Here is a 12,976-nt window from a genome sequence, read left to right as displayed (position 1 = left end):
TTTCCCCGAGAGTGGCGAGCGGGCCGGCTATCGATTCTTGAAAACAAGACACGTGCCGCCATGCCGGCGGATCTGGTTGCAGACGTCGTTGGCTTCCCCACGCGTCTGCCGGGCGATGCGGGCGACATAACGCGGGCGGAAACCGAAGCTGCGATCGCGCTGGCGCAGGATCAGCGGCTGTTCCGCATTCAGAGGTGAAGGCAGATCCTGCACGGCATCGAGAAACAAGCGCCGTGCCACCGCCACATCGGCATTCGCGGCCAGTTGAACGCCCCAGGGCGCCCAATTGCCCTCCTGACGCCAGGGCGTGTCCTTCAACCTCCGCCTTTCGGCGAGCGCCACGCAGCCATCGAGAAAGGGCTTGTCCTTGTCAAGCGGGGCTGCCGCGTCTTTCGGCGGATTGTCCTTCCACTCCTCGACCGTATGGGCGGTGATCGCCATGACGTAGCTCCGCGTCTCGTAAGGTAATCTCCCTGACGCAAGGTAAGAAGCAAGACCATTTTCGCCGGCATTATAGGCGGCGGCGGCAAGGCCGAGATTGCCGAAACGGTTGCGCAATTCGTCGAGATACTGCGCCGATTTCCGCAGCGCCTCCAGCACCTGGTAGCTGTCGTCGAGGCCGCGCAGTTTCGCCGTGCCGGGCATGAACTGCGCAATACCCTGCGCGCCTTTATAGCTGACGGCATCGGGGCGAAAGGTGCTTTCGCGCCAAATGAGACGGGCGAAATAATCCGGCGGCAAGCGATTGGCCCCGGCGAAATGCTCGATCGCGGCGCAGAGGTCGCGATTGAAATTGTCCTTGCGGATGCAGAGCGTCTCGCCTAATCCCGAGGCAGCAGGCCCGGAATAGAGGCAGGCCGGTGGCGCATCGCTTCCTTCCGGCTGGGCTTTTGGCGTGTCCGCCGTGGAAAACAGCAAGCCGAGCGAAAGCATGACCTTCGCCGATCTCCTCCCCATGTCGGACTGACGTTTTCGCCCTATCATCTCGGCAGGTTCGACTTCCATCGCGACGCTGATCTTAGATAACATCAATCGAGGCGCGAAGCTTCCCCATTTCAGCAATGCCGGCACGAAAAAGCCGCCGGACCATATGGCCGCGGCGGCTTGGAAACAGCTTGAAAACAGCGATCAGGCCGTCGGCTGCTTGGTCTTCCGGAGATAGGGCAGAACCGTATCGAAGGAGCCGAAACGCGTGATCGCGTCCTCGTTGGACACCGCGGCGGTGATGATGACGTCCTCGCCCTGGTTCCAGTTTGCCGGTGTCGCTACCTGGTGCTTGGCCGTCAGTTGGATGGAGTCGATGGCGCGCAGGATCTCGTTGAAATTGCGGCCCGTCGTCATCGGATAGGTAAGGATCAGCTTGATCTTCTTGTCGGGTCCGATGATGAAAACCGAACGCACCGTCGCGTTGTCAGCGGGCGTGCGGCCTTCCGAGCTGTCGCCGGCGCCGGCCGGCAGCATGTCGTAGAGCTTGGCGACCTTAAGATCCTTGTCACCGATCAGCGGATAATCGACGTCGAAGCCGGTTGCCGTCTTAATGTCGCCCTTCCACTTGGAGTGGCTTTCGACCGGATCGACTGAGATGCCGATGATCTTGACGCCGCGCTTGGAAAATTCGCCCGCCAGGCCTGCCATCGCGCCGAGCTCGGTTGTGCAGACCGGCGTGAAATTCTTCGGATGTGAGAACAGCACGGCCCAGCCGTTGCCGATCCAGTCATGGAAGCTGATCGGTCCCTGCGTGGTGTCAGCGGTAAAGTCGGGAGCGATATCGTTGATACGTAAGCTCATGGTCGGCCCTCCAAAGCCGTTGTTGGTTTCATTATCTCAAAACGGCGGCCATGGGACTGCCTGCCGCAGTCGTGATAAGTTGCGATCGACCGGATAGCATCGGCTGCGAGCGGAAAACTCTCCCATCCCACGGTTTTCGCTGCATTTCTTTAAGCTATATACCACGATAACCGAAGGTACGCTCTTTCGATTTGCAGCCTCCGCCGGCATTATTTTTCCCGGCAAGCTGGCGCGATGACAAGACCGATCAATTTTGATCGGTCTTGTCACAGCCCAGCAGGAGCTCTTTCGAAATTTTCTTCCGATCCCGCGCTTAAAAGCGCAGCACACTGGCTATTTTTTGTGCGATCTTATTTATGCACAATTTTAGGGCGGATATCTTGCCAAAATTGCTGCACTGCGTCATTATTAGAGGCATGACGCATCTCGATCTGACGATTCTGGTGATCGACGAAAATACCATTCGCGCTTCCATCATCGAGGAAGGGCTGCGCGAGGCTGGGCACGCGCGCGTTACCGTAGTGCATGAAGTCAACGGCATTGCACGAACCATCGAAACGCTGATGCCTGACGTGATCATCATCGATATCGAAAATCCCAACCGCGATATGATGGAGCATCTGTTTCAGTTGACGCGCACCGTCAGCCGACCGATCGCCATGTTCGTCGATCGCTCCGACACCGCCTCGATCGAGGCTGCGGTCGAGGCCGGCGTATCCGCCTATATCGTCGACGGACTGAAGAAGGAACGCGTCAAACCGATCCTCGACATGGCCGTCAGCCGCTTCAACGCCTTCAGCCGATTGCGGCGGGAGCTTGCCGATGCCCGTTCGGCGCTGGAGGAACGCAAGCTCATCGAGCGCGCCAAGGGCATATTGATGAAGAAACGCGGCCTGAGCGAGGAAGAGGCCTTCGCCCTACTGCGCCAGACCGCGATGAACGAGAAGAAGAAGATGTCGGAAATCGCCCAGAGCGTTGTCACCGCCGCGGGGCTTTTGATGTGATGGCGGGCCTCCTAAATTTCCGGAGGAAACCGGAGTGGACATGATGACGAAGACCGCCAGTTCCAGCGGCGGGCTGCCCTCGCCCGCGCAGATCAACAATGAAGGCCCGAAAGTGCTGCGGGCTGGCTTCATTCCGCTCGTCGATGCATCGGTGCTGATCGCGGCAGCGGAATTCGGCTTCGCGCAGAAGGAAGGCCTGACGCTCCATCTCGTCAAGGACGTCTCCTGGGCGAATGTCCGTGACCGCCTGGCATTCCGCCAATTCGATATCGCCCATATGCTGTCGCCGATGCCGGTCGCGTCCATGCTCGGCCTCGGCTCCAATCCCTCGCCGACAATCACGCCGTTTTCCCTTGGCCGGGGCGGCAATGCGATCACGCTGTCGGCGCGGCTCTTCGACAGGATGCGGGATGACACCGGATTGCCGGAAACAGCAACCGCGCTGGATAACGCCCATGCTCTGGCAAAAACGATCGCCGCGATCAAGGCGCGCGGCGAGCCGCTGCCGACCTTCGGGGTCACTTATCCCTTCTCCTCGCACAATTACGAATTCCGCTACTGGCTGGCGGCCGGCGGCATCGATCCCGACAAGGACGTCAAGCTCGTCGTCGTGCCGCCGCCGCTGACATCGGATGCGCTGGCGGCAGGCGCGATCGACGGCTTCTGCGTCGGCGCTCCCTGGAACATGGTCGCCTCGGAGCGCGGTCTCGGCCGCATCGTCGCCGCCAAACAGGACATCTGGCCGTCGGCGCCGGAAAAGGTGATCGGCATGCGGCCGGATTGGGCGGAAAGCCATCCGGAGACCGTTTCCCGGCTGATCGTAGCGCTCGACGCGGCTGCCCGCTGGTGCGACCGGCCAGACAATCACAACGCGCTGGCCGCCGCCCTCGCCGATCCGCGCTATATTGCCGCCCCCGTCGACATCATTCGCCGCGTTCTCGCCGGCGAATTCAGCCTCGATGGCAGGGGAAACCGGCGCATCATCGCCGATTATTTCCAGTTTCATTCCGGCTTCGCCAATTATCCCCGGCCGAGCCATGCGCTGTGGATTTACAGCCAGATGATGCGCTGGGGGCAGGCCGAGGCCAGCCTCGTCAAGGCGCGGGCCGCCGCCTCCGCCTACCGCCCCGATCTCTATCGCACCGCTCTCGGCGACGCCAACGCACCTGACGACGCCGATATCCGTATCGAAGGCAATGACGAGGGCGACCGCTTCATGGACGGCCACGTCTTCGATCCGACGGAACTGCCGAGCTATGTAGCGAGCTTTGCCGTCAAAAGCACCCTGCCCTTCGCTCCCCACAGCGATGAGACCTGATCCTTGCCGGACTGCACAAAACGCCAGCAAAGTTCGATGCCCACCATCACCGCAACGCACAAAAGATTTGCACGATTTTTGGCAGCCGTAAAAACGAGCAGATGGATGCTGGCGGTAAATTCCCTTTATATCCAACAACTTGAAGAAAAACCATAAAACTGGCACGCAGTTTGCAAGACTATTAGCGCACAGATCAATGGCGATCAGCGCAGTATGTGAGCGCAACAGGCGCTCGCAGAAGACCATGAATTCGGCGTCCAACGGCGGGCGCCACCAGCAAAGCCGCTGATCAGGATATTTCGCGCACCTCGTGCAGCGCAGCCTGACCAGCGGCTTTTTTGTTTTTAACCCCCAGCGATGGATCGGCGCGACCTTGTCGGGCCACGGAGAAGCCATGTCTGTCATCGAGAAAGCGCAGCCTATGTCCGCCGGCGAACCAGCCAAAGCATTGTGGATCTCCACGGTTGCCTTCACCCTCTGTTTCGCCGTCTGGACGATCTTTGCGATCATCGGCGTCCGTATCAAGCAGGAGCTCAACCTCAACGAGGCTGAGTTCGGATTGTTGATCGGCACTCCGGTTCTGACCGGTTCGCTCGTGCGCATCGTGCTCGGTATCTGGACGGGGCGTTACGGTGGCCGTCTCGTTTACACGCTGACGATGCTTGCCGCCGCAGTGGCGACGTTCCTGCTCTCCTACGCCCACACCTATACGCAGATGCTGATCGCCGGCCTCGGCGTCGGGCTTGCCGGCGGCTCCTTCGCGGTTGGTGTCGCCTATGTCTCGCCGTTCTTCCCGGCGGAGAAGCAGGGAACGGCGCTCGGCATCTTCGGCGCCGGCAATGTCGGCGCGGCTGTGACCAAATTCGCCGCTCCCTTCGTTCTGCTCGCCTGGGGCTGGCAGGCGGTTGCGGAAATCTGGGCCGTCTGTCTGGCGGTGATGGCCATCGTCTTCTGGTTCACCACCACGGACGATCCGGCCTTCCGTCTTCGCCGCGAGCGCGGCGCCGCTTCGAAGAGCCTAGCCCAGGAATTCGCACCGCTGCAGAACGTCCAGGTCTGGCGCTTCTCGCTCTACTATTTCTTCGCCTTCGGCGGCTTCGTCGCCCTGTCGCTGTGGCTGCCGCGCTATCTGGTCGGCGTCTACGGCTTCAACCTCGAAACTGCCGGCATGATCGCGGCGGCCTACTCGATCCCCGGCAGCATCTTCCGGGCCTTCGGCGGCGTGCTGTCCGATAAGAAGGGCGCACGCAGCGTGATGTACGCAATGTTCGCCGTGTCGGCCGTGGCCACGCTCATCCTGTCGCTGCCGGTCGCGACAATCACACCCGTCATCTTCATCGCCGTCATCTTCGTGCTGGGCTTCTTCATGAGCCTCGGCAAGGCCGCCGTCTACAAGCACATTCCGGGCTACTATCCCGACAGCGTCGGCGCCGTTGGCGGCGTCGTCGGCATGATGGGCGGTCTCGGCGGTTTCATCCTGCCGATCGCCTTCGGCCTCCTCAAGGACATGACGGGCCTCTGGTCCAGCTGCTTCCTGCTGCTCTTCGCAATCGTCGCGATCTCGCTCATCTGGATGCACCTGTCCGTCAAGCAACTGTCGCGCCAAGGGCACTCCGCGCCCGTGCCTGCAACCTAATCCAAGGGACTTGAACGTATGACCGAAAAACTCGTCATCATCGGCAATGGCATGGCGCCGGGGCGCATGCTGGAGCACCTCTTCGAACGGGCGCCCGGACGCTACGACGTCACGATCTTCAATGCCGAACCGCGCGTCAATTACGACCGCATCATGCTGTCGCCGGTTCTCTCCGGAGAGAAAGACTACGAGCAGATCATCATTCACGGTGACGGCTGGTACATCAAGCACGGCATCATGCTCTACAAGGGCCACAAGATCGTCAACATCGATCGCGCCGCCAAGACCGTCACCTCCGACCACGGCGTCACCGAAAGCTACGACAAGCTGGTGATCGCCACCGGTTCCGTGCCCTTCATCATCCCGGTTCCCGGCAAGGATCTGCCCGGCGTCATCACCTATCGCGATCTCGACGACGTGCAAGCGATGCTGCTTGCCGCCCAGTCGCGCGAAAAGGCGGTCGTCATCGGCGGCGGCCTGCTTGGCCTCGAAGCGGCGGCCGGCCTTGCCCAGCGCGGCATGGACGTCACCGTCCTGCACGTCATGCCGACGCTGATGGAGCGCCAGCTCGATCCCGCCGCCGGTTATCTGCTGCAGAAGGCGGTCGAAGAACGCGGCATCAAGGTCATCTGCAAGGCCAACACCAAGGCGATCATCGGCAATGGCAAGGTCGAAGGCATCGAACTCGACGACGGCCGCATCATCCCGGCCACCCTCGTCGTCATGGCCGTCGGCATTCGCCCGAGTGTCGGCCTGGCGAAGGACGCCGGCCTTGCGGTCAATCGCGGCATCGTCGTCGATGCCGGCATGCAGACTTCGGATGGCGACATTTTCGCGCTCGGCGAATGCGCCGAGGTGGGCGGCATGGTCTACGGCCTCGTCGCGCCGCTCTACGAAATGGCCCGCATCGCCGCAGCGCATCTCTCCGGCGACCGTTCGCCTGCTTTCGTGCATGCGGACACCCCGACCAAGCTTAAGGTCACCGGCATCGAACTCTATTCGCTCGGCGATTTCGCCGATGGCGACGACCGCGAGGAGATCGTACTGCGCGATGCCAGCGCTGGCATCTACAAGCGCCTGGTGCTGAAGGACAACAAGATCATCGGCACCGTGCTTTACGGCGAAACCGCCGACGGCGCCTGGTTTAACGATCTGAAGAAGAAGGCGACCGATATTTCGGAGATGCGCGAGACGCTGATCTTCGGTCAAGCCTATCAGGGAGGGTCGCCGCTGGACCCTATGGCGGCCGTTGCAGCCTTGCCGGATGACGCGGAAATCTGTGGCTGCAACGGCGTATGCAAGGGCAAGATCACCTCGACGATCACGAGCAAAGGGCTGACGTCACTCGACGACGTACGCGCCCATACAAAGGCCTCCGCCTCGTGCGGCTCCTGCACCGGCCTCGTCGAGCAACTGATGGCGCTGACGCTCGGCGACGGCTACAATCCGGCTGCCGTGCAGCCGATGTGCACCTGCACCGAACTCGGCCATGACGATGTTCGCCGCCTGATCAAGGCGAAAGGTCTGAAGAGCATCCCCGCCGTCATGCAGGAATTGGAATGGAAGACCTCCTGCGGCTGCGCCAAGTGTCGGCCGGCGCTCAACTATTACCTCGTCTGCGACTGGCCGGACGAATATGCCGACGACTACCAGTCGCGTTTCATCAATGAGCGCGTCCACGCCAACATCCAGAAGGACGGCACCTACTCCGTCGTTCCGCGCATGTGGGGCGGCGTCACCAATTCGAACGAGTTGCGCGCCATCGCCGATGTCGTCGACAAGTTCGAAATCCCGATGGTGAAAGTGACGGGCGGCCAGCGCATCGACTTGCTCGGCATCGAGAAGGAAGACCTCCCCGCCGTCTGGGCCGATCTCGGTAAAGCCGGTTTCGTCTCCGGCCAGGCCTATGCCAAGGGCTTGCGCACGGTGAAGACCTGCGTTGGTTCGGACTGGTGCCGCTTCGGCACGCAGGATTCGACCGGTCTCGGCATCCGCATCGAGAAATTCATGTGGGGCTCATGGACACCGGCCAAGCTGAAGATGGCCGTCTCCGGCTGCCCGCGCAATTGCGCCGAAGCGACTTGCAAGGATATCGGCGTGATCTGCGTCGACTCCGGTTTCGAGATCCATTTCGCCGGCGCCGCCGGTCTCGATATCAAGGGCACCGAAGTGCTCGGCCTGGTGAAGACCGAGGACGAGGCGCTGGAGCATATCGTGGCATTGACGCAGATGTACCGCGAGCAGGCCCGCTATCTCGAGCGCATCTACAAATGGGCCAAGCGCGTCGGCCTGGATGAAATTCGCCGCCAGATCATGGACGATGCCGAAAAGCGCAAGGCCTATTACGACCGCTTCGTCTTTAGCCAGAAATTCGCCCAAGTCGATCCCTGGTCGGAGCGCGTCTCCGGCAAGGACAAGCATGAATTCAAGCCGATGGCGACGATCGGCTATCCGCAGGCTGCCGAGTAAGGAGATGGACATGAATTGGGTTGCAATCGGTGACATCTCCGATATCCCGCTGCGCGGCGCGCGCTGCGTGAAGACGCCGCAGGGCAAGATCGCCGTCTTCCGTACGGCCGAAAACGAGGTGTTCGCCATCGAGGATCACTGCCCGCACAAGGGTGGTCCGCTCTCCCAGGGCATCGTGCATGCCAAGGCCGTCACCTGCCCGCTGCACAATTGGGTGATCTCTCTGGAAACCGGCAAGGCGCTCGGCGCCGACGATGGCGCGGTGCGGACCATACCGGTCCGCAACGAGGACGGCGCCCTGTTCATCGCGCTCGAAAGCCTGATGATGGCGGCTGAATAATGGCGGCTGAGGTCAAGACCACCTGCCCCTATTGCGGCGTCGGCTGCGGCGTTATCGCCACGGTGGACGAGGCCGGCGCCGTCAGCGTCAAGGGCGATCCCGAGCATCCGTCGAATTTCGGCCGGCTCTGCTCGAAGGGTTCGGCGCTTGCCGAAACCATCGATCTCGACGGCCGGCTGCTTTATCCCGAAATTGCAGGCGAACGGAGCGATTGGGACGAGGCGCTCGATTTGGTCGCCCGGCGCTTTTCCGAAACGATAGCCGAACACGGGCCTGACTCTGTTGCCTTCTACGTCTCCGGCCAGTTACTGACCGAGGATTATTATGTCGCCAACAAGCTGATGAAGGGCTTCATCGGTTCGGCCAATATCGACACCAATTCCAGGCTCTGCATGTCCTCGTCGGTGGCCGGGCATCGCCGCGCCTTCGGCGCCGATACCGTGCCAGGGACCTATGAGGATATCGAACTTGCGGATCTCGTGGTGCTCACCGGCTCCAACCTCGCCTGGTGTCACCCCGTCATCTACCAGCGGCTGGCCGCCGCAAAAGCGGCGCGGCCGAACATGCGGATCGTCGTCATCGATCCGCGCCGGACGATGACATGCGATATCGCCGACCTGCATCTGGCTATCCGCCCGGACGGCGACGTCGCGCTGTTCATGGGGCTGCTCGCCCATCTCGCCACAAGCCCAGCGATCGACCAGAATTATATCGCCTCCCATACGGAAGGCTTCGCCGGCGCCTTTGCGGCCGCCGCAGCGCTTGATATCAACGATCTCCTGGAGCGGACCGGCCTGCCGGCCATGCAGATCCGGGAATTCTTCCGCCTGTTCGAGACAACGTCGAAGGTCGTCACCTGCTACAGCCAGGGCGTCAACCAATCCTCTTCCGGCACTGACAAGGTCAATGCCATCCTCAACTGCCATCTGGCGACCGGCCGCATCGGCCGTCCGGGCATGGGCCCGTTCTCGCTGACCGGCCAGCCGAACGCCATGGGCGGGCGCGAAGTCGGCGGTCTCGCCAACATGCTCGCCGCCCATATGGCGATCGAAAATCCTGACGACCGCGACCGCGTGCAGCGCTTCTGGGATTCGCCAGTCATCGCCGCAAAAGGGGGCCTGAAAGCGGTCGACATGTTCCGCGCCGTCGCCGACGGACGCATCAAGGCGCTCTGGATCATGGCCACCAACCCCGTCGTCTCGATGCCGGATGCCGATAGCGTCGAAAGCGCGATCGCCGCCTGTCCCTTCGTCGTCGTCTCCGACGTTCTGAGAGAGACGGATACGACCCGGCATGCAGATGTGCTTCTGCCCTCGCTCGGCTGGGGCGAAAAGGACGGCACCGTCACCAATTCCGAACGGCGCATTTCCAGGCAGCGGCCGTTTCTCGGCATCCCTGGCGATGCGAAGGCCGACTGGTGGCAGCTTGCGGAGGTCGGACGCCGCATGGGATTTGCCGCTGCCTTCGATTTCGATGCGCCGGCCGAAATATTCGCCGAACACGCCGCCCTTTCCGCCTTCGAAAACAACGGCAGCCGCGACTTCGACATCGGCGCCCGCGCCGGTATCTCAGGCGCCGCCTATGAAGAACTGTCGCCCTTCCAATGGCCGCAGGCGGCAGGGAGCGCGCCTGGCGTCACCCGCTTCTTCGCCGATGGCGGCTTCTACCATGCCGATGGCAAGGCGCGCTTCGTTGCGGTGGAACCGCCGGCAACCGATCGCACCAATGCCGACTTCCCCTTTACGCTGAATACCGGACGCATCCGCGACCAGTGGCATACGATGACGCGAACCGGAAAGAGCGCGCGGCTTTCCGCCCATATCGCCGAACCCTTTGCCGAGATCCATCCGCGCGATGCCCTCGAGGCCGGTATATCGAGCGCCGGTCTCGTCGAGATCGACAGCCCGCACGGCAAGGCGATCGTCCGGGCGCTGGTGACCGATCGCCAAGCGCGCGGCGGCATTTTCGCGCCCATGCACTGGAACGACCAGTTCGCGGCAAAAGCGCGGATCGACGCCGTGGTCGCGCCGATCACCGATCCGATTTCCGGCCAGCCGGCATCGAAAAACGTCGCCGTCGCCGTCCGCCCCTTCCGCGCCGCGCATTACGGCTTCGCGGTCTCGGCCGTCAAACCGGCCACGCCGGAGGCGGCTTATTGGGCGCTGGCGAAAGCCGACGGCGGCTGGCGGCTGGAGCTTGCCTTCGGCGAAACCGTCGAGGACTGGACGGCCTGGTGCCGGGCGGTTTTTGCCATTCCCGACGAAATCGAACCGCTGGGTTACGCCGACCGGCAAACCGGCGACCTCAGGCTCGCCTTCTTCGACGGCGAGACGCTGCTCGCCGCGCTGTTCCTCGCGCGCGAGCCGGTCGCCGTGGCGCGCAACTGGACAATCTCGCAGCTCTCGGTGCCGCATGGTGACCTGCGGAAACGCTTCGCGCTGGTAGCAGGCCGCCCTGGGGCCGGCAGACCGGATCCGGGCGCCACCGTCTGCTCTTGCTTCAGCGTCGGGGTCAATCAGATCGCCGCTGCCGTGCGCGGCGGATGCCACAGCGTCGAGGCGGTCGGCAAGGAAACCAGCGCCGGGACCAATTGCGGCTCCTGCCGCGGCGAAATCGGCCGGATCATCGATCGCTGTCTTGCCGCGGCCGCGGAGTGAAAGGCGAAAAACTGTAACGTGGCGATATCAGGCCACGTTCGGGGCGATCAACATCTTGTGGTCGGCCGAGATGCGCACCGAAATTTCGTCGTAGGATGCGAGGGTCGGATGCGACGTCTCCATCTTCTGGTGATGGGTTGCCGTCACTACCATCACGTCGGCGCCCGCGGCCTCGCCGGCGATGATGCCGGCTGTGACATCCTCGAACACCAGGCAGTCCTGGGTGCTGACGCCGAGACGTTCGGCGCCGAGAATGTAACATTGCGGATCGGGCTTTCCGACTTTGACGTCCTCCGCCGTCACCATGAATTTCGGCAGTGACAGGCCTGCCGCTTCCAGCCGCCGGCGGGCAAGACGCAAGGGCGAGGAGGTGACGATCGCCCAGCGATCCGGCGGCAGCGAACTTAGGAAGGCGGCAGCGCCAGAAATGGCGACGACATCGCTGACATCGGCGATTTCGGCCTCGGTCACCAATTTGGCTTCATGTTCGGGATCGACGCCCGGCAGGTTCAGCCGGGCGATCGTGTCGATGCCGCGCGATCCATGCATCTTCGGCAGAAAGTCCGCAACATCGAGCCCTTGACGCCTGGCCCAATCGCTCCACACCCGTTCGGCCGCACGGATCGAATTGAGAATGGTACCGTCCATATCGAACAGGAAGGCGGCATAAGGCTTCTCGAAGCCACGCGGCATCGGCTGGGACAAAATGCTGAATCCTTCGGGAAAGAGAGTCGGATGGCAGTCGCTGGACGCGATGAAACGGCAAATCGCCATGTTTTGCAAGTTTTCGAGCGTGACTGCGACGATGTCGCAAATCTGTCCTAAAAGGCGGCGGCGCCCGAAGCCGCTATCAGATCGCAGGAGAGGCGAAGGCCGATCCGGTCATGGCAAAGGTCGCCAGTTCTGGCGGCTAGCCGCAGTTCAGCCGGCGCGTCCGCCCGGAGACGGGCCTGTCCTGTCGGATCGACGCGTGTCGGAATGGCGGTCCACAAGGAGGGGCGGCTGACGTCGATCGCGGAAATATCGGCTCTTTCGCCGCCTATGGCCGTGGCAGCGATCGCCATTCCACCTGCCGTCAAAGCAAGTGAAAGCGCAATCTGCAGACCGAGATCTGCGGCCTCGCGAGGGGAAACGAACATAGCGGCCTCATGCTGCGGATTAGCGTTTCGTGTGCCTAAGGCAGACAGTGGCAGCGATCCAGCGGCTTGGCCGGTTAAGGTTTATGCGTAACCATGCAAGGCCAGCGTGCAGGTTTTTCCTAAATTTTGGAACAATGCCTCCGTGGGCCAGTTACCCAACGGTCATCCAAGATGAAAATCAAAGGAGGATATCCTCATGACCAGATCTCTTATCGCCGCTTCGCTGCTCGCGATCGGCATGGCATCGTCGGCCTTTGCCCAGTCGAACCCCGATCCGATCGGGCCGACCAATGGCGGTTCGACCGATCCGAGTTCGGGTAACTATTCGTCCGATTACACCAACAGCGACAATGGCATCCGTCCGGTGCAGGTCGCCCCGGTCGATCCGACCACGACACAGAGCATCGGCCGGCCCCAGACGATGGAATGCCCCGGCATGCCGCAGCAGAATTCAGGCGTCGACACCCGTGGCGGTCAGAGCGGCGCATCGATCAGCGAAGCCTGCCGCGAATACGACAACTGAGCAGGCCATCGCCCACTTTGAGAAAGGCCGGTTCACGCCGGCCTTTTTCATGTCTTCGGATGAAAATTTGATCCGGCCATTCCGTCGATTCGTAGCAGCGTC

The 12,976-nt window shown here is 62.1% G+C and carries 11 protein-coding genes; 7 read left to right on the top strand and 4 right to left on the bottom strand.

Annotation, left to right across the window (positions count from 1 at the left end):
• Nucleotides 1-27: 27 nt before the first annotated feature.
• Both N2597_RS07395 and N2597_RS07390 read right to left on the bottom strand, forming a co-directional pair.
• Nucleotides 28-984, bottom strand: coding sequence for a lytic transglycosylase domain-containing protein (locus tag N2597_RS07395; protein ID WP_096764100.1), 957 nt, complete (start codon nt 982-984; stop codon nt 28-30).
• A gap of 144 nt (nt 985-1,128) precedes the next feature.
• Nucleotides 1,129-1,788, bottom strand: a complete 660-nt coding sequence (locus N2597_RS07390; protein ID WP_038688456.1) for a peroxiredoxin — start codon at nt 1,786-1,788, stop codon at nt 1,129-1,131.
• 416 nt (nt 1,789-2,204) lie between these two features.
• On the opposite strand from N2597_RS07390, the gene N2597_RS07385 reads away from it, so the two are divergent.
• From N2597_RS07385 to N2597_RS07360, 6 genes are all read left to right on the top strand, one after another.
• Nucleotides 2,205-2,792: an ANTAR domain-containing response regulator gene (locus tag N2597_RS07385; protein ID WP_010058808.1), complete on the top strand. Its 588-nt coding sequence runs from the start codon at nt 2,205-2,207 to the stop codon at nt 2,790-2,792.
• A 34-nt stretch (nt 2,793-2,826) separates the two neighbouring features.
• Nucleotides 2,827-4,110 carry a CmpA/NrtA family ABC transporter substrate-binding protein gene (locus N2597_RS07380; protein WP_009995378.1) on the top strand — a complete coding sequence of 428 codons (1,284 nt, stop codon included), beginning with the start codon at nt 2,827-2,829 and terminating at the stop codon, nt 4,108-4,110.
• Between the two features lie 394 nt (nt 4,111-4,504).
• Nucleotides 4,505-5,746 carry an MFS transporter gene (locus N2597_RS07375; protein ID WP_096764073.1) on the top strand — a complete coding sequence of 414 codons (1,242 nt, stop codon included), beginning with the start codon at nt 4,505-4,507 and terminating at the stop codon, nt 5,744-5,746.
• Nucleotides 5,747-5,764: 18 nt separating this feature from the next.
• The gene (gene nirB / locus N2597_RS07370; protein ID WP_077993986.1) at nt 5,765-8,215 is read left to right on the top strand and encodes a nitrite reductase large subunit NirB; all 2,451 of its coding nucleotides are present in this window, start codon (nt 5,765-5,767) and stop codon (nt 8,213-8,215) included.
• Between the two features lie 4 nt (nt 8,216-8,219).
• On the top strand, nt 8,220-8,555 hold the full coding sequence (gene nirD, locus N2597_RS07365) for a nitrite reductase small subunit NirD (protein WP_010048597.1): 336 nt from the start codon (nt 8,220-8,222) through the stop codon (nt 8,553-8,555).
• Nucleotides 8,555-11,212 carry a nitrate reductase gene (locus N2597_RS07360; RefSeq protein ID WP_183596599.1) on the top strand — a complete coding sequence of 886 codons (2,658 nt, stop codon included), beginning with the start codon at nt 8,555-8,557 and terminating at the stop codon, nt 11,210-11,212. Before nirD ends, N2597_RS07360 begins: the two co-directional genes overlap by 1 nt.
• A gap of 27 nt (nt 11,213-11,239) precedes the next feature.
• Here N2597_RS07360 and N2597_RS07355 read toward each other — a convergent pair whose 3' ends face one another.
• Nucleotides 11,240-11,917, bottom strand: coding sequence for an HAD family hydrolase (locus N2597_RS07355; RefSeq protein WP_039623202.1), 678 nt, complete (start codon nt 11,915-11,917; stop codon nt 11,240-11,242).
• 116 nt (nt 11,918-12,033) lie between these two features.
• Nucleotides 12,034-12,351, bottom strand: coding sequence for a hypothetical protein (locus tag N2597_RS07350; protein WP_009990197.1), 318 nt, complete (start codon nt 12,349-12,351; stop codon nt 12,034-12,036).
• Nucleotides 12,352-12,547: 196 nt separating this feature from the next.
• Here N2597_RS07350 and N2597_RS07345 point away from each other — a divergent pair, with 196 nt between their 5' ends.
• The gene (locus tag N2597_RS07345) at nt 12,548-12,874 is read left to right on the top strand and encodes a hypothetical protein (RefSeq protein ID WP_010038239.1); all 327 of its coding nucleotides are present in this window, start codon (nt 12,548-12,550) and stop codon (nt 12,872-12,874) included.
• Nucleotides 12,875-12,976 lie beyond the last annotated feature (102 nt).

This window comes from Rhizobium sophoriradicis, from assembly GCF_025200795.1.
Classification (GTDB): Bacteria; Pseudomonadota; Alphaproteobacteria; order Rhizobiales; family Rhizobiaceae; genus Rhizobium; species Rhizobium sophoriradicis.
Note: the sequence above shows the minus strand (reverse complement) of the source record. Positions and strands in the feature narration are given on the sequence as shown.

Excerpts from the sequence above, each read along its gene's own strand:
- N2597_RS07385 (WP_010058808.1), top strand. The coding sequence starts at position 2,205 with ATGACGCATCTCGATCTGACGATTCTGGTGATCGACGAAAATACCATT.
- nirD (WP_010048597.1), top strand. The coding sequence starts at position 8,220 with ATGGACATGAATTGGGTTGCAATCGGTGACATCTCCGATATCCCGCTG.
- N2597_RS07390 (WP_038688456.1), bottom strand. The coding sequence starts at position 1,788 with ATGAGCTTACGTATCAACGATATCGCTCCCGACTTTACCGCTGACACC.
- nirB (WP_077993986.1), top strand. The coding sequence starts at position 5,765 with ATGACCGAAAAACTCGTCATCATCGGCAATGGCATGGCGCCGGGGCGC.
- N2597_RS07360 (WP_183596599.1), top strand. The coding sequence starts at position 8,555 with ATGGCGGCTGAGGTCAAGACCACCTGCCCCTATTGCGGCGTCGGCTGC.
- N2597_RS07345 (WP_010038239.1), top strand. The coding sequence starts at position 12,548 with ATGACCAGATCTCTTATCGCCGCTTCGCTGCTCGCGATCGGCATGGCA.
- N2597_RS07350 (WP_009990197.1), bottom strand. The coding sequence starts at position 12,351 with ATGTTCGTTTCCCCTCGCGAGGCCGCAGATCTCGGTCTGCAGATTGCG.
- N2597_RS07375 (WP_096764073.1), top strand. The coding sequence starts at position 4,505 with ATGTCTGTCATCGAGAAAGCGCAGCCTATGTCCGCCGGCGAACCAGCC.
- N2597_RS07395 (WP_096764100.1), bottom strand. The coding sequence starts at position 984 with ATGATAGGGCGAAAACGTCAGTCCGACATGGGGAGGAGATCGGCGAAG.